The sequence below is a fragment of the Pseudomonas arabinosi genome (assembly GCF_047758675.1).
GTDB lineage: Bacteria > Pseudomonadota > Gammaproteobacteria > Pseudomonadales > Pseudomonadaceae > Aquipseudomonas > Aquipseudomonas arabinosi.
Genome location: NZ_CP180480.1, coordinates 2293801 through 2313258, shown reverse-complemented (window position 1 = coordinate 2313258; position 19458 = coordinate 2293801). Strand labels below are relative to the sequence as shown.

Sequence of the window (19458 nt, the reverse complement as noted above, 5' to 3'; positions counted from 1 at the left end):
GGCCGGAAAATTCAATACAAAACTAAAGACTGTCCTCACTCAACAACCGATACCCGACCCCCGCCTCGGTGACGATAAACCGGGGCTGAGTCGGATCATCCGCCAGTTTCTGCCGCAGGTGCCCGACCACAATCCGCAGGTAGTGACTGTCCTCGGTATGGGTCGGCCCCCAAATATCCTTGAGCAATTGCTGCTGGGTGATGACCCGTCCCGGATGCCGCGCCAGTTGCGCCAGTACCGCGTATTCCTTGCGGGTCAGCGCGACTTCCGTGCCGTCGAGCAACACCCGGCGATACGCCAGATCGACGGTCAACGGGCCGAACGTCAGCGCCGCTTGTTGAGCTTCTCCCGCCGGAGCCTGACGCAACAAGGCACGTACCCGCGCAAGAAACTCCTGAATACCAAACGGCTTGGTCACGTAGTCGTTGGCGCCATTGTCGAGCGCTTCGACTTTCTGTCCTTCACTGGCGCGCACCGAGAGCACCAGCACCGGCACCGTCGACCACTCGCGAAACTCGCGCAGCACTTGCTGGCCGTCCATGTCTGGCAGGCCGAGGTCGAGTACCAGCAGGTCCGGTTTATTCAGTGCCGCCTGGGCCAGGCCTTGGTTGCCGGTGCCGGCCTCCAGCACTTTGTAGCCCTGGGAAACAAGGCTGATGCGCAGAAATTTACGGATCTGCGGTTCGTCGTCAATGACCAAGATGGTCGCGGTCTGGCTCATGAATTCACATCAACACAAAGAAGTGGCAAGAGAGTAACGCAAGCACGATCAGGCTTCACTTTCGGCTCTTAATTTTCAAAGGCCGGCTGAGCCTGCAACGGCAGGTGCAAGGTGATGCAGGTGCCGCGCCCCTCGATGCCATCGGCAACGCTGATCCGCCCGCCATGGGCACCGACCATGCCCTGACAGATCGCCAGCCCCAGCCCGGTGCCTTGCCCGCCACGATCACCGCGCGCGGCGGTGTAGAACATGTCGAAAATCTTCTCCCGCTCCTCCGGAGGAATCCCCGGCCCTTCATCGCTCACCGAAAAAAACAGCTCGCTGTCATCCGCCCCGGCGCGCAGTTGCAGGCGACCGTGAGACGGTGAAAACCGTGCGGCGTTTTCCAGCACGTTGACCAGCGCCTGTTCGATCAGCGCGGCGTGGACGTAAAGCAGCGGCAACTGTGGCGGCACTTCGGTGCTCACTTGCAACGGCGCCAGCACGGCGCGCAGACGATTGAGCGAACTGCCGACGATGTCGGCCGGCGATACCCAGTCCCGCGCCAGCTTCAGGGCGCCGTGCCCGAGACGCGTCATGTCCAGTAGGTTCTGGATGTAGCGATCAAGGCGCTCGGCTTCATCGCGAGTGCCTTCAAGCAGTTCGCGGCGATCCTCCAGCGGGATGGCTTCGCCGAGGGCCAGCAGGCTGTCGATACTGCCGCGCATGGAGGTCAGCGGTGTGCGCAAATCATGGGACACCGAGGCCAGCAAGGCACTGCGCAGCTGCTCGGTTTCGCCGTGCAGCCGGGCGGCTTCCAGGTCTTCGGCCAATTGCGCACGGGCCAGCGCCTGAGCCAGCGGTTGGCTCAGCGCGGTCAACAAACGCCGACGCTGACCACTCAAGGTCTGGCCCTCTTTGGCACACACACCGAGCAATGCCAGCGGCCCGTCTTCCACCGACAACGGCCACCACCACCAACGCCCGAACGGCAGCGTGCCGGTGCCCGCGCCGGCCGGTTGATCGTGTTGCCAAGCCCAATCGGCGGCAGCGCGCTCGGATTCGGAAAATTCCAGCGGGCCACCGGTTTCGACTTTCCAGCCGCCCTGCCCGTCTTGATTGAGCAGGCAGAGTTGCAGATCACTCCAGCCATTGAGGTGCTGGGCCGCGGCGCTGACCACCGCCTGGCGGTCGGTGGCGGCGGTGAGTTTGCGCGACAGGTCGAGCAGTTCGGTGGTCTCTTCCTGGGTGTCGCGCAGCGCCTGCAATTGCCGCCGTTGCCGGGCCGCGAGGTTACCGGTCAGCGCTGCCATCAGCAGGAAGAACAGCAAGGTCAGCACGTCTTCTTCGCGCTGGATGCTGAAGGAAAAATTCGGCGGAATGAACAAAAAGTCATAGGTCAGAAACGACAACGCCGCACAGGCCAACGCCGGGCCGAGGCTGCTGCGCACCGCCACCAGCAACACCGCGGCGAGGAACACCAGCGAGATATTGGGCAGCGGCAAAACACTCGCCACCGCCCAGGCCAAGGCACTGGCGAGCACCGTCGCCACCAGCGCCAGCGCGTAGTCGAACCACACCAGTGCCTGCGCCGAACGTTGACGCGGCTGATCCTGTTCCTGATCGCTGTCGAGGACGTTGATTTCCAGCCCGCGCGCATCGCGCAGCAAACGCGACGCCAGACCGCCGCCGAACAACCGTCGACGCAAACGCTGCCGGGACTGACCGACCAACACCAGACTCGCACGGCGTTCGGCGGCGTGCTGGATCAGGGTTTTTGCCACCTCACCGGCGCGCAACAACACCACTTCGCCGCCGAGGCGTTCGGCCAATTGCTGGGCACTTTGCAGACGCAGCCGTGACTGCTCGTCGCGCACGCTGCCGTTGTCTACATGCACCAGGCTCCACGGCAAATGCCGACGCTGAGCGACGCGACTGGCGTGACGCACCAGACGCTCGGCCTGTGCATCGCCATCGACACCGACCAACAGACGACCGCGTACCGCTGGCGCTGCTTGACCGAGTTGGCGATAGCCCTGGGCTAAATCATCATCGACTTGAGCGGCGGCGGTTTGCATCGCCAGTTCCCGCAGGGCCGTGAGGTTGGTCTGGGTGAAGAAAGCGTCGATGGCTGCCCTCGCCTGCTCCGGTACGTAGACCTTGCCATCGCGCAGACGCTCGAGCAGTTCGCGCGGCGGCAGGTCGATCAGCAGCAGTTCGTAGGCTTCTTGCAGCACCCAGTCCGGCAGGGTTTCGCGGACCTGCACACCCGTGATGCCACGCACTTTATCGTTAAGACTTTCCAGGTGCTGGACGTTGACCGTGGTGAACACGTCGATGCCTGCCGCGAGCAGTTCCTGAATGTCTTGCCAACGTTTGGTGTGGCGACTGCCGGGCGCGTTGCTGTGGGCCAGTTCGTCCACCAGCACCAGTTTCGGTTTGGCGGCGAGCAGGCCGTCGAGGTCCATTTCTTCGAGCATCACGCCACGGTATTCCGAGCGCACCAACGGCTGCTGCGGCAAGCCGCCGAGCAACGCTTCGGTTTCGGCGCGACCGTGGGTTTCGACCACGCCGGCAATGACTTTCACGCCCTGGCGCAATTGGGTGTGGGCCGCTTGCAGCATGGCGTAGGTCTTGCCGACACCGGGTGCGGCGCCGAGAAAAACCTTGAGCCGGCCACGGCCGTCGCGAGGCAGGTCTGCTAACAGCGCGTCGGCGCGGCCGGAGTCACTCATGTTCGGGGATCTCTTTCATTCAGATGTTGATAGGGTGACTGTTCTGCCGCAATCGCGAGCAGGCTCGCTCCCACATTTTGGAATGCATTCCCCTGTGGGAGTGAGCCTGCTCGCGATGGCAGCACCACCGATCTACAGGTTTTCCAGCGCGATGTTCAGCGCCAATACATTTACCACCGGCGGGCCAACGAGTGGCTGCTCGATATGCGCATCCATCAATTGTTGAAGGGTCGCCACCGGCAAATTGCGCGCCGCCGCAACACGCGCCAGTTGATAGGCAATCGCGGCCGGTGGCAAGTGTGGATCGAGGCCGCTGCCGGAAGTGGTCAACATTGCCAATGGCACTGGCCCCTGTCCCGGCACCTGCTGCTTGTTGGCATCGTCGATCACCCGAGTGGCCAGGGCCGGGTTGCTCGGCGAAAGGTTGCTGGCACTGCTCGACACGGTGGCAAAGGCACCGGCCGATGGCCGTGGATGGAACCAGGCGTCGCCGACAAAATCTTGCGCAATCAGCGACGAGCCACGGACCTTGCCGTCGGCGTCGTGGACCAGACTGCCATTGGCTTGATCGGGGAACGCGACCTGGGCGACACCGGTGACCACCAGTGGATAGGCGACGCCGGTGATCAGGGTCATCAGGACGAGCAGGCTCAGAGCCGGGCGTATCATTGTGGACATTTCAGAATCCTCGACTTCAGTAAATAACTCAGGTCTGGAAATCGCCACCAACCTCTGTGGCGAGGGGATTTATCCCCGTTGGGCTGCGCAGCAGCCCCAAAACCTGCAACTTCATTTCTTCTGGCGTACCGCATGTATCGGGTTGGCGACTGCTTCGCACTCGAACGGGGATAAATCCCCTCGCCACAGAGCCCGCGCCACCCGATAGAGGGTCAAACCAAATGCAACGCCGTCAACAGCATGTCGATTGCCTTGATCCCCACAAACGGCACCACAAGCCCGCCCAATCCATAGATCAGCAGATTGCGTCGCAACAACGCCGACGCACTCGCCGCCTGCACACGCACGCCGCGCAATGCCAATGGAATCAGCACCACGATGATCAAGGCGTTGAACACGATTGCCGAGAGAATCGCGCTCTGCGGACTGCTCAGGTGCATGATGTTCAGCACGCCCAGTTGCGGGTAGATCGAGGCGAATAGCGCCGGCAAAATCGCGAAGTATTTGGCCACGTCGTTGGCGATGGAAAACGTCGTCAACGCACCGCGGGTCACCAGCAATTCCTTACCGATCTGCACCACGTCCAGCAGCTTGGTCGGATCGCTATCGAGGTCGACCATGTTCGCCGCCTCGCGCGCTGCTTGCGTCCCGTCGTTCATCGCCATGCCCACGTCCGCCTGGGCCAGGGCCGGGGCGTCGTTGGCGCCGTCACCGCACATGGCGACCAGGCGACCGTCGTTCTGTTCGTGGCGAATGCGCGCCAGTTTTTTCTCCGGTGTCGCTTCGGCCAGCACGTCATCGACGCCCGCCTCGGCCGCAATCGCCGCAGCGGTCAGAGGGTTGTCGCCGGTCACCATGACGGTGCGGATGCCCAGTTTGCGCAGCTCGGCAAATCGCTCACGGATGCCGGGTTTGACCACGTCCTTGAGGTGAATCGCGCCGAGCAATTTCCCATCAGCGCAGACCAGCAACGGGGTGCCGCCGCTCTGGGCGATCTTGTCGATTTCCCGGGACAGCGGCGCGGCCAGATCGCCACGTTTCAGGCCGACGAAGGCCAGCAACGAATCCACCGCGCCTTTGCGATACACGCGGCCTTGATAATCGACACCGGACAGACGCGTCTCGGCGCTGAAGGGTACGGCGGTCAGCAACTCGGTGGCCGGCTCTGGTTGTGGCTGAGTGCCGCGCAGGTACTCGACAATGGATTTACCTTCAGCCGTGTCATCGGCCAGCGAGGCGAACAATGCACCTTCGGCCAGCTCTTTGCTGCTCACACCCGGCGCGGCATAAACCGCAGTGCAACGACGGTTGCCGAAAGTGATGGTGCCGGTCTTGTCCAGCAGCAGGACGTGTACGTCCCCCGCCGCTTCCACCGCACGACCGGATTTGGCGATCACATTCAGGCGCACCAGACGGTCCATCCCGGCGATACCGATGGCCGACAACAGACCGCCAATGGTGGTCGGAATCAGCGTGACCAACAACGCCACCAGGAACACCAGCGGCAGGCTGCCATTGGCGAAGTGGGCGAACGGTTGCAGGGTGACGACCACCAGCAGGAAGATCAGGGTCAGGCCGATCAGCAGGATGTCGAGCGCCACTTCGTTCGGGGTTTTCTGGCGTTTGGCACCTTCGACCAGGGCGATCATGCGGTCCAGTGTCGACTCGCCCGGGTTGGCGGTGATGCGCACCAACAGCCAGTCGGACACCAGTCGGGTGTTGCCGGTGACGGCCGAACGGTCGCCGCCGGACTCGCGAATCACCGGCGCGGATTCACCGGTAATCGCCGCTTCGTTGACCGCGGCGATACCTTCAATCACCTCGCCGTCACCGGGGATCATTTCCCCTGCTTCAACGCGAACCACATCGCCCTTGCGCAGGCTGGTGGCAGGCACCACTTGAAAGGCGCCGTTGCCGGTTTTGCGCCGGGCACTCAGGCCTTCGCTACCCGCCTTGAGGCTGTCGGCGCGGGCCTTGCCGCGACCTTCGGCCAATGCTTCGGCGAAGTTGGCAAACAGCACGGTGAACCACAACCACAAGGCGATTTGCGCGGCGACAAAGGTCGGCACGCTGCTGTCGGGAATGAAGCACAGCACGGTGGTCAGGATCGCGGTCAGTTCGACCACCAACATCACCGGCGCACGCTGCAATTGCCGAGGGTCGAGCTTGACGAAGGCTTGCACCAGCGCCGGACGCCAGAGGGCCGAGATCGCGGTTTTCGGTTGTTCCGGCGCCTTGACGGCAGCGGCTTTAGTTGCGGGCATATTCATCATTGACTCCTTAGAAGCCCAAGCTCAGATGTTCAGCAATAGGACCCAGCGCCAATGTCGGCAGGAAGGTCAAACCACCCACCAGCAAAATGGTCACGGTCAGCAAGGTCACGAACAGCGGGCCATGGGTCGGGAAGCTGTTCTGGCCGATCGGTGCGGTTTTCTTCATCGCCAGGCTGCCGGCCAGGGCCAGTACCGGGAGGATGTAACCGAAGCGACCGATCAACATGCCAAGGCCCAGCATCAGGTTATGGAACGCGGTGTTGGCACCGAAGCCGCCGAACGCCGAACCGTTGTTGGCACTGGCCGAGGTGTAGGCGTACAGCAACTGGCTGAAACCGTGGGCACCGGGGTTGCTCACCGCCGCGACCGGGCCGGGCAGACTCGCGGCAATCGCGCCGAGTACCAGCACGCCGACCGGCATCACCAGCAAGGTCACGACCAACAACTGAACCTCCTTCGCCTGGAGTTTCTTGCCGAGGTATTCCGGGGTGCGGCCGATCATCAGGCCGGCGAGGAACACCGCGATCAACACGTTCAGCAACATGCCGTAGAGCCCGGCACCGACGCCGCCGAAGATCACTTCGCCGACCATCATGTTGACCAGTGCGACCATGCCGCTCAGCGGGTTGAGGCTGTCGTGCATGCCGTTGACCGAACCGTTGGACGCTGCGGTGGTGGTCACCGACCAAAGCACCGTAGCGGTCGTGCCGAAGCGTGCTTCCTTGCCTTCCAGCGGCGCGGTCTGTTCGACGGCGACATTGTTCAGGGTCGGGTTCGGCTGGTATTCAGCCCACAGCGACGTCGCGCCACCGATCAGGAACAGCGCCAACATGCAGGCGATGATCGCGCGGCTCTGACGCAGGTCTTTCACGTAGTGGCCGAAGGTGAACACCAGCGCGACCGGGATCAGAATGATCGAGCCGACTTCAAACAGGTTGCTCCACGCCGTCGGGTTCTCGAACGGGTGCGCCGAGTTGACGCCGAAGAAGCCACCGCCGTTGGTGCCCAGTTGCTTGATCGCAATCTGGCTGGCGGCCGGCCCGAGCGGGATCACCTGATCGACGCCTTGCATGGTCACGGCATTCATGTACTGCGCGAATGTTTGCGGCACGCCCTGCCAGACCAGGTACAGCGCCAGCAGCAGGCACAGCGGCAGCAAGCCGTAGAGGGTGGCGCGGGTCATGTCGACCCAGAAGTTGCCGAGGGTTTTGCTCGACTTGCGACCGATACCGCGACACAGGGCTACCAACACGGCGAGGCCGGTGGCGGCGCTGACGAAGTTCTGCACGGTGAGGCCGACCATCTGACTCAGGTAGCTCAGGGTCGCTTCGCCGCTGTAGGACTGCCAGTTGGTATTGGTCATGAAACTGACGGCAGTATTGAACGCTTGCGTCCACTCCTGACCCGGCAGGTTTTGCGGGTTCAGCGGCAGGTGATCCTGAAACAGCAGGATCGCGAACAACAGCAAAAAGCCCGCGAGGTTGAAGGCGAGCAAGGCCAGGGTGTATTTCTGCCAGCTCTGTTCGGCCTGCGGATCGACGCCGGCCACCCGATAACACCCGCGTTCCACCGGCCCAAGGATCGGCGAAAGCCAGGTGCGCTGACCTTCCATCACCTTGTAGTAGAAGCGCCCCAGAAACGGTGCCGGAATCAGCACCAGGGCGAAGAAGGCGAGGATCAGCCAATAGTCATAACTGTGCATAGCCGCTCCTAGTTCCGGTCCGCGCGCAACAGCGCAACCAACAGATAAATGAACAGCCCCACTGCCAATAGCAGTGACACCCCGTCCAGAACGCTCATGGAAGTTCTCCGTGTTACGGCGTATTGCCGCGTGTGGAGTCATTGTCGGGAGGGAGGCTGTAAAGGAGCGAGATCGAGGGGTGTGGCGGGGCATAAAGAAAGCGTAAAGAGTGGGTTTATGGCTTCGTTACAGCTTGGTTTTGTGGCGTCTGGATTGGCCTCATCGCGAGCAGGCTCGCTCCCACAGGGGTTCGGGGTGTCCGGGCAACTGCATTCCAAATGTGGGAGCGAGCCTGCTCGCGAAGGCGGCATAACAAGCGACACTGCTCCCAACTGGCGCACAAAAAACAGTCATTCGGGGGCAAACATCCCCGATACGACGCCTTTCTGCACTTTACGACCGCCATCACAACACTGGCACGCCCACTGCAAACGCCCTCTCCCGAGCTTTCCAAACCGTTCAGGGGGCAACGCATGAACACACAACTCAAACCCACGCTGGGCACGCTGCACCTGTGGGGCATTGCGGTCGGGCTGGTGATTTCCGGTGAATACTTCGGCTGGAGTTACGGCTGGGGCGTGGCGGGCACACTCGGTTTTCTGGTGACTTCCTTCATGGTCGCCACGATGTACACATGCTTCATCTTCAGTTTCACCGAGCTGACCACCGCGATTCCTCACGCTGGTGGTCCCTTTGCCTACAGCCGCCGCGCCTTTGGCGAGAAAGGCGGATTAATCGCGGGGCTGGCGACACTGATTGAATTTGTCTTCGCACCGCCAGCCATCGCTCTGGCGATCGGTGCGTATCTGAACGTACAGTTTCCAGCGCTTGATCCGAAGCACGCAGCGGTCGGCGCCTACATCGTGTTCATGGGCCTGAACATTCTCGGGGTGAAACTGGCGGCGACCTTCGAACTGGTGGTCTGCGTTCTCGCAGTGGCCGAACTGCTGGTGTTCATGGGCGTGGTCGCCCCGGCGTTCAGCTTCAGTAACTTCGCGCTGAACGGCTGGGCCGGTTCCGATGTATTTGGCGCCCCGGCGATTGCCGGGATGTTCGCGGCGATTCCCTTCGCGATCTGGTTCTTCCTGGCCATCGAAGGCGCGGCCATGGCCGCCGAAGAAGCCAAGGATCCGAAACGCACGATTCCGAAGGCCTATATCAGCGGCATTCTGACGCTGGTTTTACTGGCGATGGGCGTGATGTTCTTTGCCGGCGGCGTCGGTGACTGGCGCACTTTGTCGAACATCAACGACCCGCTGCCGCAAGCGATGAAAACCGTGGTGGGTGAAAGTTCGGGCTGGTTGCACATGCTGGTGTGGATCGGCCTGTTCGGCCTGGTGGCGAGTTTCCACGGGATCATCCTCGGCTACTCGCGGCAGTTCTTCGCCCTCGCCCGGGCCGGTTACCTGCCGGCGTCCCTGGCCAAGTTGTCACGTTTTCAGACCCCGCACCGTGCAATCATCGCCGGCGGCGTGATCGGCATTGCCGCGATCTACAGTGATGGTTTGATCAACCTGGGCGGCATGACGCTGACAGCGGCGATGATCACAATGGCGGTCTTCGGGGCGATCGTGATGTACATCATGAGCATGCTCAGCCTGTTCAAACTGCGCAAAACCGAACCGAACCTGGAGCGCACCTTTCGCGCGCCGTGTTATCCGTTGGTGCCGTTCATTGCGCTGGTGCTGGCGGTGGTCTGCCTGGTGGCGATGGCCTGGTTCAACACGCTGATCGGGGTGATTTTCCTGGGCTTCATGGCGGTGGGGTTCGTGTATTTCATGCTCACGGCGCAACTGCGTGCCGATGCGCCGGCGGACGCGATGCTGACCGGGCTCTAAACAGGCGAAGTGCGGCTGTCAGAACAGGCATAGAATGGAACCACTGCGAAAATTAATCGCTCAAAGTGGTATGCACGATCGGTTGGCAAAACCCGCCAATCGGCCTGCCCTCAAGGAGAGCCCTATGCCCTGGTATGCCTGGTTGATTCTGGTCGTTGCAATCGGCTCGATCGTTGGTGGTTTGATGATGTTGCGTGACACCGCCAACAAGGTCGATCTGACCGAGGAGCAACGCAAACGCGTCGCTGAACGCAACGCGGAAGCGGACGCCAAGGATGCGCAGGACCGCTAGATCAAAAGATCGCAGCCTTCGGCAGCTCCTACAGGGTTTCGCGCCAAGCACGACCAATGTAGGAGCTGCCGAAGGCTGCGATCTTTTCGCTTTATTTCTCCCAATCGGCCTTGGCGATGTGCAGGCCATGCAGCCCTTTGTATGCCGCGCGTTCCGGCTGGCTCCAGCCCTCAAGCAACGAATCCTCCAACCGATAAATCTCCACCCCGAGCGGGCGACACACGCTTAGCGGATCCTGCGCATCCGGCCCCCACATGGCCAGCGACAGGTCACCGCCCGGGCAGGTCGAGAGCGCACACAGCAGATCGATTTCGGCAAAAAACTCCAGGTAATCGCCCTTCTGCGCCGGACAGGCTTTCATGAAGTACATGTCGTCGTGGTTCAGTCCCGTGCACTGGAAAATGTTCAGCACGTCATGCACATCAAACTCGGTCAGCCCATGAGGCAGCACCGCACGGGTCAGGTTCGAGTGGCAGTGATGATGGAAGTCTTCGCCAGTGAGCATTTTGTTCACATAAGGGTCGCAGCGGGTGCCGAGCAAATCATGCAGACGACCGCCATGTTCATCGATCCCGTAACCGGCCAGGCTGTCATCGGTGATAGTCACCAGCGGCCGCAAAAAAGGCAGGTTCGACCAGAGCCGGTCATGAGTGCTGACGTGTGCGCCCTGTAACTGCCGGGTGCGTGCCGCCCACAAACGCTCCCGTGGATCGTTGGCATTCCAGAAGTTGAAATCCCCGACTTGCGGCCCGACCGGCGTGGTCACGCGAAACACATGCCCGGCCGGCACCTTCCAGGCGCGACCGGTGCGGATCGGCACCTCGAATGCCTCGATCAGCGTGCGCCCGTCCTTCTTGTCGCGAATCCGTTCGTAGAAGGCTTTGTCCACCTGCAAGGCTGAGCCTTTGCTGACTTGATAGGCCGCCGGATAGTCTTTGTACATGGCACGAATCCTCGATCAGTGATGGGAAGATGGAGCAAGCATTTGCAACAGGAGGTGTTCGGAATCGTCGAGATACAGACTCATGGCATCCTCGGCCGCACGTTTGTCGCCCTCGGCCAACAACTCATGGATCTGCCGGTCGCGCGCCAACCAGGGCGCCTGAAAACGTGATTCATCGGGGGCGGTGCAGAACACCAGGCGCAATTGCGCGACGACGTTGGTGAAGAACTCATCGAACAACGGACTGCGCAGCAATCCGACGATGTGTTGATGAAAAGCCAGGCTGTGGGTACCGACGGCGCGCCAGTCTTCGCGCTCCCGGGCAAGCTCGGTGGCTTCCAGGGCTTCGAGCATCCGGTCGGATTGATAGTCGCGCAGCGGCTGACTCGCGCTGATGGCCTGCAGTTCCAGGGTGCGCCTGACCTTGAACAGATCCCGCACGTCCTCGACGCCCAGCCTGCGCACCATCACACCCTTGTTGCGCACATAACGGGTCAGGCCTTCCTGCCCCAGGCGATGCAGCGCTTCGCGAATGGTATTGCGGGATGCGTTGTAGGCAGACACCAGATCGTTTTCTACCAACGCCATGCCGGGCAGCAAACGGCCGCCAATGATGTCGGCGCGCAACTCAAGTGTGATGTGATCGGCCAGGGACAGTCCGCTGTTCATACTCATTGCCTCGTGATTGTTCAACAATCGTCAGTTAATGAGTAATCACTATTCATGCCACCTGTTAATACAACGCTCTACCAAGATCGACGCATCTGCATGCTTTTTAGAAGTAGAAGTACAATCACCATCCCATTTTCATTGGTTAATATGGCGCATTGTTGCGGAGATACCCGATGCGTTACTCGCAGGACCATAAAGCCCAGACCCACCAACGCATCATCAAGGAAGCGTCAGCACGCTTTCGCCGCGATGGCATTGGCGCGACAGGTCTGCAACCGCTGATGAAAGCACTGGGTCTGACGCACGGTGGTTTCTACTCGCATTTCAAGTCCAAGGACGAACTGGTGGAAAAGGCTTTGCAAGCCGCGGCCGAGCAGGTCGATGTGATTTGCGCCGAGCTCTTCGCCCAGGATCGTCCGCTGGAAGCGTTCATCGACGCCTATTTGTCCGAATGGCACCAGACTTCACCCGATGAGGGTTGCCCGCTGCCGACCATGTCATCGGAACTCGGCCTGCGCGGGCAGCAAAGCCCGACCACTGACGTGGTGCTCAACGCACGGCTCGAACAAGTGCAAGGCACTCTTGAAGACGAGAACGCCGCCGACCAAAGCATCGTCATCATGTCGACACTGGTCGGGGCTTTACTGCTGTCACGCAGTGTCGAGAACCCCGAGCTGGCGCAGCGGATTCTCGACGTGACTCGCGCTTATCTCAAACAGTCCCGGGACTAACCCTCCCAACGCTTGAACAGCACACTGGCATTCACCCCACCAAACCCGAAGCCGTTGGACAGCGCGTATTCGATGGCCATCGGCCGCGCCTGACCGTGGACGATGTCCACGCCTTGGGCGGCGGGGTCCGGGTTGTCGAAGTTGAGGGTGGCCGGCGCGACCTGATCGCGAATCGCCAACAGCGTGAAGATCGCCTCGATACCGCCCGCGGCACCGAGCAAATGCCCGGTGGCCGATTTGGTCGATGTCACGGCGATTTTGTTATCCGTGCCGAACAACGCCTTGATGGCCGCCAACTCTCCCAAGTCCCCGACCGGTGTCGAGGTTGCATGAGCATTGAGATGCTGCACCTGCGCCGGCGAAATGCCTGCCTGGGCCAATGCCAGCGACATCGCCCGTCGCGCACCGCTGCCATCCTCGGGACCTGCCGTCAGGTGATAGGCATCGGCACTGGTGCCGTAACCGACCAGCTCCGCCAACGGTTGAGCACCACGAGCCAAGGCATGTTCCAGGGATTCGATCACCAGAAGTCCAGCGCCCTCCCCCATGACGAAGCCATCGCGGTCACTGTCGAACGGCCGCGAGGCACGTTCCGGAGTGTCGTTGAAACCGCTGGACAAGGCGCGAGCAGCGGCAAACCCGGCAAGACTGACGCGATCGATCGCCGCTTCCGCGCCGCCACACACCGCAATGTCTGCCTCGCCACAACGAATCAACCGCGCCGCATCACCAATCGCCTGTACCCCGGCTGCGCAAGCCGTCACCGGAGCACCCAACGGCCCCTTGAAACCGTGCTGGATCGACACATGACCCGCGGCGAGGTTGACCAGAAATGAAGGAATGGTGAACGGCGACAAACGTCGCGGCCCACGGCTGTCCGTGGTGCGCACCGCATCCGCTATCGCACCGAAGCCACCCACGCCGGAACCGATAATGGTTGCCGTACGCTCCTGGGCATTGGCGTCCGCCGCTTGCCAACCGGCCTGCTCCAGCGCCTGGCGCGCAGCCTCCATGGCGAACATAATGAAGCGGTCCATCTTCTTCTGCTCTTTGGGCGCTGTCGCCCGGTCCGGATCGAAACCCGCCTCGGGATCGTCAGCCAGCGTCGGCACTGCGCCACCGACCTTGGCCGGCAAATCGGCAACCACCTCGTCCGGCAAATTACGCAACCCGGAACGGCCGGCCAACAGACGCGCCCAGACAGCTTCGACGCCAGAACCCAACGGAGACACCAGGCCCATGCCCGTTACAACTACTCGACGATCACTCATACCGCAAATACCTCAAGCCGATTCATGACGCCTCACGTGTAACGCGCGGCAGCCTTACTTTTGGAAAGATTCGGCGCCATTACATGACGCGCCGCAACGAAGGCATCCCAGTCGGCCGCATCCGGCAACGAAGGAATGGTGATCAACTCACCCTGGTCCAGACCCGACAACGCCGCATCAACCATGTCCACGGCTTCCATGACCATATCCGCCGGAATCTGGGTAGCGTCGATACCGGAGCGCTCCCAGATTTCGGTGCGTGTTACGCCTGGCAACACGGCCTGCACCTTGACCCCAGTCCCCTCCAGTTCAGCGTTCAACGACTGAGTCAGACTTAACACATAAGCCTTGCTGGCGCTGTAAGTCGCGTTGAAGCGCTCGGGAAACAGGGCCACCACTGACCCGATATTGATGATCGTCCCCCGACCCGCCTTGGCAAAGCTGGCGGCGGCTGCCGAGGCCAGTCGCGTGACCGTTGTCACGTTCAGTTGAATCAAGCGTTCCAGCTGATCCAAGTCGGCATTGGCCAACAAACCATCCGCTGCAACACCGGCGTTGTTCAGCAAGAGGCTGATACTCGAATCGCTGCGAAGACGCTGCTCAAGCTTCAGCACCTCATCCTTTTGCGTCAGATCCGCCTTCAGCACCTCGACCTGAACGCCATGCTCGGCGCGCAACTCGGTAGCCGACGCTTCCAGCCGCTCTTGATCACGGGCGACCAACAACAAATCAAAACCACGCGCCGCCAACCGCTCGGCGTAAATCGCACCGATACCGGAAGAAGCACCGGTGACGAGGGCCGTACCTTGGGACTGGACAGAATTCATGACTGTGCTCCTGGGAGATGCCTAAGGGAAAGACAAGCGCCTGTGGCTCAGAACGCTTGGCGGAAACCAATTTATTATAGGCATAATCTCAGCTGTATATGATAGGCGTAATTTTTCTCGTGTCGACGAAAGGCCCACCCTCACAGCGTTCGCCAGAAAGCAAAAAGGCCGATCAATGACCGGCCCCTGGCGCTGACGTATAAGCTTAGTTCACCTCAAGCTTCTCGCGATTCTTATCCAGAATCGCTTTACCGATCCCCTTCACTTCGAGCAATTCGTCCACGGACGCAAACGGCCCATTACTCTCACGATAAGCAACAATAGCCTTGGCCTTGGCCTCGCCCACGCCGGCCAACTCGCGCTGAAGGGTTGGCGCATCGGCCTGATTCAGATCGACCTTGCCGGACTGTGCCTTGGGAGAAACTTCCAGCACCAAGGGTGCATTGCCAGCCTCCGGCTTGGCCGTCGGCGCAGCAATGGCCGCAATAGAGGCGCTGGTGAGCAGGGCAAAAACCAGAGAGTAGAAATAGCCAGTACGCATAAATGAAGCTCCATGACATCGATTGAGAAAGCAGCTTTTCCGAAGCTGCCTCCCAAACTTAGGCGATGTCTGGAGACTGTCAAAAGTGTGTCCGTTACAGGATGTGAAACAATCAGGGTTCGAGGCGACGTTGCTGGTAGATCCAGTCAACGATATCGCCGTCGGGGGTGTAGCCGCTGACGGTTTCGCGCAGGAGCTGACGAACACGACTGTAATCGTCATGATCAACAGCAATCAGCAACTCCCTCAAGCGGCCCTTGAGTACATCCCAGGGCAGATGATCTTCGTTGGCGCTCATGATCATCGGGTGTTGCGTGGCTGCCACGTTATCGCCGATCAGCAACTCCTCGTAAAGCTTCTCACCGGGACGCAGACCGGTGAACTCGATGGAGATGTCGCCTTGCAAATTCTTGTCCGAACGAACGCTCAAGCCCGACAGGTGAATCATCTTCTCCGCCAGCTCGACAATCTTCACCGGCTCGCCCATGTCCAGAACAAACACATCACCGCCCTGCCCCATGGAACCCGCCTGGATCACCAGTTGCGCGGCTTCGGGGATGGTCATGAAATAGCGAGTGATTTTCGGGTGCGTGACCGTCAATGGGCCACCGGACTTGATCTGGCTGTGAAACAGCGGGATCACTGAGCCGGAAGACCCCAATACATTGCCAAAGCGCACCATGGTGAACCGGGTCTTGTTGACCTGGGATACGTTGGCCTTGTCGCCGAACATCACCGGGGCAATTTCACGACTCAACGCTTGAAGCGTCATTTCGGCGAGACGTTTGGTACTCCCCATCACATTCGTGGGGCGAACAGCCTTGTCGGTGGAGATCAATACAAAGTTGGACACACCCGATTGCAATGCAGCCTGAGCGGTGTTGAGTGTGCCAATGACGTTGTTAAGCACGCCTTCGGCAATGTTGTGCTCGACCATCGGGACGTGCTTATAGGCGGCAGCGTGGTAGACAGTGTCCACACCCCAGGTTTTCATTACATCCAGAAGTTTGTCCTGGTGGCGGATCGAGCCGAGGATCGGAAGCAGACGGACAGGAACTGACTTCCTGCCGGCACGCTGCTCCAATTCCGACAGAATGCTGTAGAGGTTGAATTCACTGTGCTCGAACAATAAAAGCGTAGTCGGGCCAAGCGAGAAGATTTGCCGGCACAGTTCCGCACCGATCGATCCGCCAGCGCCCGTGACCATGACTGTCTTGCCTTTGATACAACGCTCAAGCAAGTCTGGTTGCGCTGGGACCGAGTCGCGACCCAGAAGGTCCGCGATATCCACTTCCTGGATGTCTTCGACCTTTACACGGCCACTGGCCAGATCAGTGAAGTTGGGTACGCTTCGGATGTGGAGCGGGAAACGTTCCAGAATAGTGAGAATTTCCCGACGTCGTGCGCGTGTAGATGACGGCAGAGCCAGGAGGATTTCCTGCGCGCCGGTTACGTCAATCATCTGTTGGATGTGTTTGGGTTTGTAGACTTGCAACCCGGCAATCGAACGATCCGCGATGCTCGAATCATCATCAATAAATGCCACGGGGCGCATGGCTCGGCCCATGCGAAGGGCTGCGACAAGTTGATTGCCGGCGACGCCTGCACCGTAGATGGCGACTTTGGTGAGCCCGTCATCGCGGTTGGTGAACGGTACATGCTGGGCGGCGGTGAACCAGTCGCCCATGAAATATTGACGCATGCACAGGCGCAGACCGCCGATGATGACCAGGCTAAGCCACCAGTAGTTGAAGACAATGGAGCGTGGCACTACCGCTTCGTGGTTGCTGTACCAATAGACCACGACCGCCAGAATCAGCGAAGACAACGTGACCGCCTTGATAATCGCAATCAACGCATCGTTGCCGAAATATCGCATAACCGCCCGGTACATGCCGAAGCGGATAAACAGAGGAATGGCGACGACAGGGGCGCAAACAAACAGCCAGAAATGAACCCTGAAAGGGTTGTACATATCATCGATACCCAAACGCACGATGAACGCCAACCACAGAGCTGCCCAGACAAGCAAAATGTCTGTGCCGACCTGTATCAGCCTCTTCCGGCGCCTGGGAAGCCCTACAAGGCGCGATCTGATCCTATCCATGAACTCTTCAAACACCTCAGCCTTCTCCCTTCAACTGCCGCATCACCGTGGTGAAACTATATAGGCGCATCTCATCCACTTTAATCCTAAATGACCGAACTGTTACTCAGTTCTTCACCGATGGCCCTTCAAGCTCTCCAGCACGAAACTTGATCGCCAGCAGAACCAGTGGAGCATAGGCCAGAATCAAACCCAGGCTTGAGTTCAGGCCAAATTGCGTAACGCCTAGTGCGATAGGCAACAACCAAAGCAAATTGATCGCGCCGACCGCCGCTGTAACCGGCAAATGGTTGCCGAACTGACGGGAGGCGAACTGATAGGCATGGCTGCGGTGCGCTTCATAGACCTTGTCCCCCCTGAGCAGCCGGCGAAACAGGGTAAACGTTGCATCGACAATAAATACGCCGAGCAGAATCAGCCAACCCCACAGCAAGTCAGCAGAGACCCAGGCCGCTTGAAGTGAAAGCCCGCCAAGGACAATACCCAGGAATCCGCTCCCGGCATCCCCCATGAAAATCCTGGCGGGGGGGAAGTTCCAAAAGAGGAAACCTGCCACAGACACCGCCAACAACAATGGAGCCCAGATCAATTGAGTGTTATTACCGGCCCAATACAACAGACAAGCCCCAAGGCAAACACAAATAGCCTCGACGCTGGCAATGCCGTCAATGCCGTCCATGAAGTTGTAAAGGTTGAGCAGCCACACCAGATAAAACGCTGCCAACAGATGGCCAAACCAACCGAGGTCGAAAGTCCCCCCGCCGATTTCAACAACGGGTAACCCACCGATCCAGAACAGTAACCACGCCGACGCAGCGAAATGCCCCAACAAGCGCCAACGGGCGGCGATGTGTCCGTGGTCATCCATAAAGCCGATAATGGCGATCAGCGCTCCCCCGCCGGCAATTGCAAAAAATGCCGAGGAAGGCATCAACCCGGCAAACAAGAGCATTCCGAGCGCCAATGTAAACGCCAGGACAATTGCAACCCCACCACCACGAGGAGTGGGGACCGAATGAGAACTTCGGGCATTGGGAATATCCATCAGGCTTCGAGACAAAGCGTAACGACGCAGCGCCCAGGTCAGGAAAAAAGACACAGCAACGATGACAGGGATAAACCAGCCATAACTCATGATTTACGGGAATCCAGAAAATGTTGCGCCGTCAGGCTCAACGCTTTATCGAGGGTGACCGGAGGAGTCCAGCCTAATAGTTGTCGGTTTTTACTGATATCAACCTGCAAGGACCCGAGAATACGATCCGACAGCGCTCGCTGGCCCAGTAACGTTGCCGCACCGCTCATGAGCCAGGCAGGTATTGGCAACAATAGGGCGGGTTTGCCCAAGGCGCCCGCCAGCTTGCGCAGTAATTGTGTGGTCGACACGTCCTCGCCGTCACTGATCAGGAACACTTGATTAGCAGCCGCTGGGTGGTCGGAACAGGTCACGATAAAATCCACCAGATTGTCTATGGCAACGAGACTTCGCTGGTTGTGAACAGCGCCGAAAGGCAAGGGAACACCGCGATACAGCCAGCGCATCATGCTAAGAAAGTTAGCTTTGACCCCGGGACCGTAGACCAGCACCGGGCGGATGATCACCACCTCCATACCAGTAACTGCGGCAAGCTCCTTCAAGCCTTGCTCTGCCTCAAGCTTGGAGATCCCGTAGGGGTCAATCGGAGCAGGCACATCATCGGCGCTGTAGACGGTGCCGGGCTCAGCACCCTCTCCGTTCACCTTGATCGAGCTGATGAAAATAAAGCGTTTCGTTCCGCTCGCTGCGGCTTGGCGAGCGAGGTTCAATGTAGCCTCGACATTGACTTCACGGAACGCCGCCAGCGGATCGGAAGAGACTTCTTTCATCACGTGAACACGAGCAGCCGCATGGACAACAACGTCGACGTCGGTGAGGGCTTCACTCCAATCGTTTGTACCGTTGAGACTCGTCAGAGGTAGCAGGCGCACACCCGCCGGGAGCACAACAGACGTGGCTCGGACCGGCGCCACAACAGAACAGTCAGGCAACTGCACCAATCGTTTAATCAGAGCGCGCCCTAGAAAACCACTGCCACCGGTAACCAGGAATGTTTTCGAACTCATGGGTGG

General features: G+C 59.9%; 17 protein-coding genes. 3 read left to right on the top strand and 14 right to left on the bottom strand.

Annotated elements, in window-relative coordinates; translation table 11 throughout:
* Positions 1–22: 22 nt before the first annotated feature.
* The 6 genes from ACMXYJ_RS10785 to kdpF form a co-directional block, all read right to left on the bottom strand.
* Entirely contained in the window at positions 23–721 is a 699-nt protein-coding gene (locus ACMXYJ_RS10785; RefSeq protein WP_415759784.1) for a response regulator, read from the bottom strand.
* 68 nt (positions 722–789) lie between these two features.
* Positions 790–3435 (bottom strand): ATP-binding protein, encoded by a 2646-nt coding sequence (locus ACMXYJ_RS10780; protein WP_415759783.1) that lies wholly within the window; start codon positions 3433–3435, stop codon positions 790–792.
* 132 nt (positions 3436–3567) lie between these two features.
* Entirely contained in the window at positions 3568–4113 is a 546-nt protein-coding gene (gene kdpC / locus ACMXYJ_RS10775) for a potassium-transporting ATPase subunit KdpC (RefSeq protein ID WP_415759782.1), read from the bottom strand.
* A gap of 212 nt (positions 4114–4325) precedes the next feature.
* Positions 4326–6383, bottom strand: a complete 2058-nt coding sequence (gene kdpB, locus ACMXYJ_RS10770) for a potassium-transporting ATPase subunit KdpB (RefSeq protein ID WP_415759781.1) — start codon at positions 6381–6383, stop codon at positions 4326–4328.
* A gap of 10 nt (positions 6384–6393) precedes the next feature.
* Positions 6394–8088 carry a potassium-transporting ATPase subunit KdpA gene (gene kdpA, locus ACMXYJ_RS10765; protein ID WP_415759780.1) on the bottom strand — a complete coding sequence of 565 codons (1695 nt, stop codon included), beginning with the start codon at positions 8086–8088 and terminating at the stop codon, positions 6394–6396.
* Between the two features lie 8 nt (positions 8089–8096).
* The gene (kdpF, locus tag ACMXYJ_RS10760) at positions 8097–8186 is read right to left on the bottom strand and encodes a K(+)-transporting ATPase subunit F (protein ID WP_007899818.1); all 90 of its coding nucleotides are present in this window, start codon (positions 8184–8186) and stop codon (positions 8097–8099) included.
* Between the two features lie 414 nt (positions 8187–8600).
* Between kdpF and eat the strand changes: the two genes are divergently transcribed.
* Both eat and ACMXYJ_RS10750 read left to right on the top strand, forming a co-directional pair.
* Positions 8601–9965, top strand: coding sequence for an ethanolamine permease (gene eat / locus ACMXYJ_RS10755; protein ID WP_130210884.1), 1365 nt, complete (start codon positions 8601–8603; stop codon positions 9963–9965).
* Positions 9966–10089: 124 nt separating this feature from the next.
* Positions 10090–10257, top strand: a complete 168-nt coding sequence (locus ACMXYJ_RS10750; RefSeq protein ID WP_094468421.1) for a DUF2897 family protein — start codon at positions 10090–10092, stop codon at positions 10255–10257.
* 91 nt (positions 10258–10348) lie between these two features.
* On the opposite strand, the gene ACMXYJ_RS10745 is transcribed toward ACMXYJ_RS10750, so the two are convergent.
* Entirely contained in the window at positions 10349–11200 is an 852-nt protein-coding gene (locus ACMXYJ_RS10745) for an urea carboxylase-associated family protein (protein ID WP_415759779.1), read from the bottom strand.
* Between the two features lie 15 nt (positions 11201–11215).
* The gene (locus tag ACMXYJ_RS10740) at positions 11216–11869 is read right to left on the bottom strand and encodes a GntR family transcriptional regulator (RefSeq protein ID WP_415759778.1); all 654 of its coding nucleotides are present in this window, start codon (positions 11867–11869) and stop codon (positions 11216–11218) included.
* Positions 11870–12045: 176 nt separating this feature from the next.
* Between ACMXYJ_RS10740 and ACMXYJ_RS10735 the strand changes: the two genes are divergently transcribed.
* Positions 12046–12603 (top strand): TetR/AcrR family transcriptional regulator, encoded by a 558-nt coding sequence (locus ACMXYJ_RS10735; RefSeq protein ID WP_415759777.1) that lies wholly within the window; start codon positions 12046–12048, stop codon positions 12601–12603.
* Here ACMXYJ_RS10735 and fabF read toward each other — a convergent pair.
* The 6 genes from fabF to ACMXYJ_RS10705 all read right to left on the bottom strand — a co-directional run bounded on the left by fabF (position 12600) and on the right by ACMXYJ_RS10705 (position 19452).
* A complete protein-coding gene (gene fabF / locus ACMXYJ_RS10730; RefSeq protein ID WP_415759776.1) occupies positions 12600–13874 on the bottom strand; it encodes a beta-ketoacyl-ACP synthase II in 1275 nt (424 codons plus the stop codon). The two genes, ACMXYJ_RS10735 and fabF, sit on opposite strands and share 4 nt — an antisense overlap.
* A 32-nt stretch (positions 13875–13906) precedes the next feature.
* Positions 13907–14701 carry an SDR family NAD(P)-dependent oxidoreductase gene (locus ACMXYJ_RS10725; RefSeq protein WP_415759775.1) on the bottom strand — a complete coding sequence of 265 codons (795 nt, stop codon included), beginning with the start codon at positions 14699–14701 and terminating at the stop codon, positions 13907–13909.
* Positions 14702–14906: 205 nt separating this feature from the next.
* Positions 14907–15242, bottom strand: a complete 336-nt coding sequence (locus ACMXYJ_RS10720; protein WP_282479698.1) for a ComEA family DNA-binding protein — start codon at positions 15240–15242, stop codon at positions 14907–14909.
* Positions 15243–15354: 112 nt separating this feature from the next.
* Positions 15355–17349: a polysaccharide biosynthesis protein gene (locus tag ACMXYJ_RS10715; RefSeq protein ID WP_415759774.1), complete on the bottom strand. Its 1995-nt coding sequence runs from the start codon at positions 17347–17349 to the stop codon at positions 15355–15357.
* A gap of 106 nt (positions 17350–17455) precedes the next feature.
* Positions 17456–18484: an MraY family glycosyltransferase gene (locus ACMXYJ_RS10710; protein ID WP_415759773.1), complete on the bottom strand. Its 1029-nt coding sequence runs from the start codon at positions 18482–18484 to the stop codon at positions 17456–17458.
* Complete coding sequence (locus ACMXYJ_RS10705) at positions 18481–19452, bottom strand: UDP-glucose 4-epimerase family protein (RefSeq protein WP_415759772.1); 972 nt, start codon at positions 19450–19452, stop codon at positions 18481–18483. The genes ACMXYJ_RS10710 and ACMXYJ_RS10705 overlap by 4 nt, the downstream gene beginning before the upstream one ends.
* Positions 19453–19458: the final 6 nt, after the last annotated feature.

What these genes read in the sequence shown, in the direction of transcription:
- kdpC (WP_415759782.1), bottom strand. Translation starts at nt 4,113, where the DNA reads ATGTCCACAATGATACGCCCGGCTCTGAGCCTGCTCGTCCTGATGACC.
- ACMXYJ_RS10720 (WP_282479698.1), bottom strand. Translation starts at nt 15,242, where the DNA reads ATGCGTACTGGCTATTTCTACTCTCTGGTTTTTGCCCTGCTCACCAGC.
- ACMXYJ_RS10710 (WP_415759773.1), bottom strand. Translation starts at nt 18,484, where the DNA reads ATGAGTTATGGCTGGTTTATCCCTGTCATCGTTGCTGTGTCTTTTTTC.
- ACMXYJ_RS10715 (WP_415759774.1), bottom strand. Translation starts at nt 17,349, where the DNA reads ATGGATAGGATCAGATCGCGCCTTGTAGGGCTTCCCAGGCGCCGGAAG.
- kdpA (WP_415759780.1), bottom strand. Translation starts at nt 8,088, where the DNA reads ATGCACAGTTATGACTATTGGCTGATCCTCGCCTTCTTCGCCCTGGTG.
- ACMXYJ_RS10705 (WP_415759772.1), bottom strand. Translation starts at nt 19,452, where the DNA reads ATGAGTTCGAAAACATTCCTGGTTACCGGTGGCAGTGGTTTTCTAGGG.
- ACMXYJ_RS10735 (WP_415759777.1), top strand. Translation starts at nt 12,046, where the DNA reads ATGCGTTACTCGCAGGACCATAAAGCCCAGACCCACCAACGCATCATC.
- ACMXYJ_RS10745 (WP_415759779.1), bottom strand. Translation starts at nt 11,200, where the DNA reads ATGTACAAAGACTATCCGGCGGCCTATCAAGTCAGCAAAGGCTCAGCC.
- kdpB (WP_415759781.1), bottom strand. Translation starts at nt 6,383, where the DNA reads ATGAATATGCCCGCAACTAAAGCCGCTGCCGTCAAGGCGCCGGAACAA.
- eat (WP_130210884.1), top strand. Translation starts at nt 8,601, where the DNA reads ATGAACACACAACTCAAACCCACGCTGGGCACGCTGCACCTGTGGGGC.
- ACMXYJ_RS10785 (WP_415759784.1), bottom strand. Translation starts at nt 721, where the DNA reads ATGAGCCAGACCGCGACCATCTTGGTCATTGACGACGAACCGCAGATC.
- ACMXYJ_RS10780 (WP_415759783.1), bottom strand. Translation starts at nt 3,435, where the DNA reads ATGAGTGACTCCGGCCGCGCCGACGCGCTGTTAGCAGACCTGCCTCGC.
- ACMXYJ_RS10750 (WP_094468421.1), top strand. Translation starts at nt 10,090, where the DNA reads ATGCCCTGGTATGCCTGGTTGATTCTGGTCGTTGCAATCGGCTCGATC.
- ACMXYJ_RS10725 (WP_415759775.1), bottom strand. Translation starts at nt 14,701, where the DNA reads ATGAATTCTGTCCAGTCCCAAGGTACGGCCCTCGTCACCGGTGCTTCT.
- kdpF (WP_007899818.1), bottom strand. Translation starts at nt 8,186, where the DNA reads ATGAGCGTTCTGGACGGGGTGTCACTGCTATTGGCAGTGGGGCTGTTC.
- fabF (WP_415759776.1), bottom strand. Translation starts at nt 13,874, where the DNA reads ATGAGTGATCGTCGAGTAGTTGTAACGGGCATGGGCCTGGTGTCTCCG.
- ACMXYJ_RS10740 (WP_415759778.1), bottom strand. Translation starts at nt 11,869, where the DNA reads ATGAACAGCGGACTGTCCCTGGCCGATCACATCACACTTGAGTTGCGC.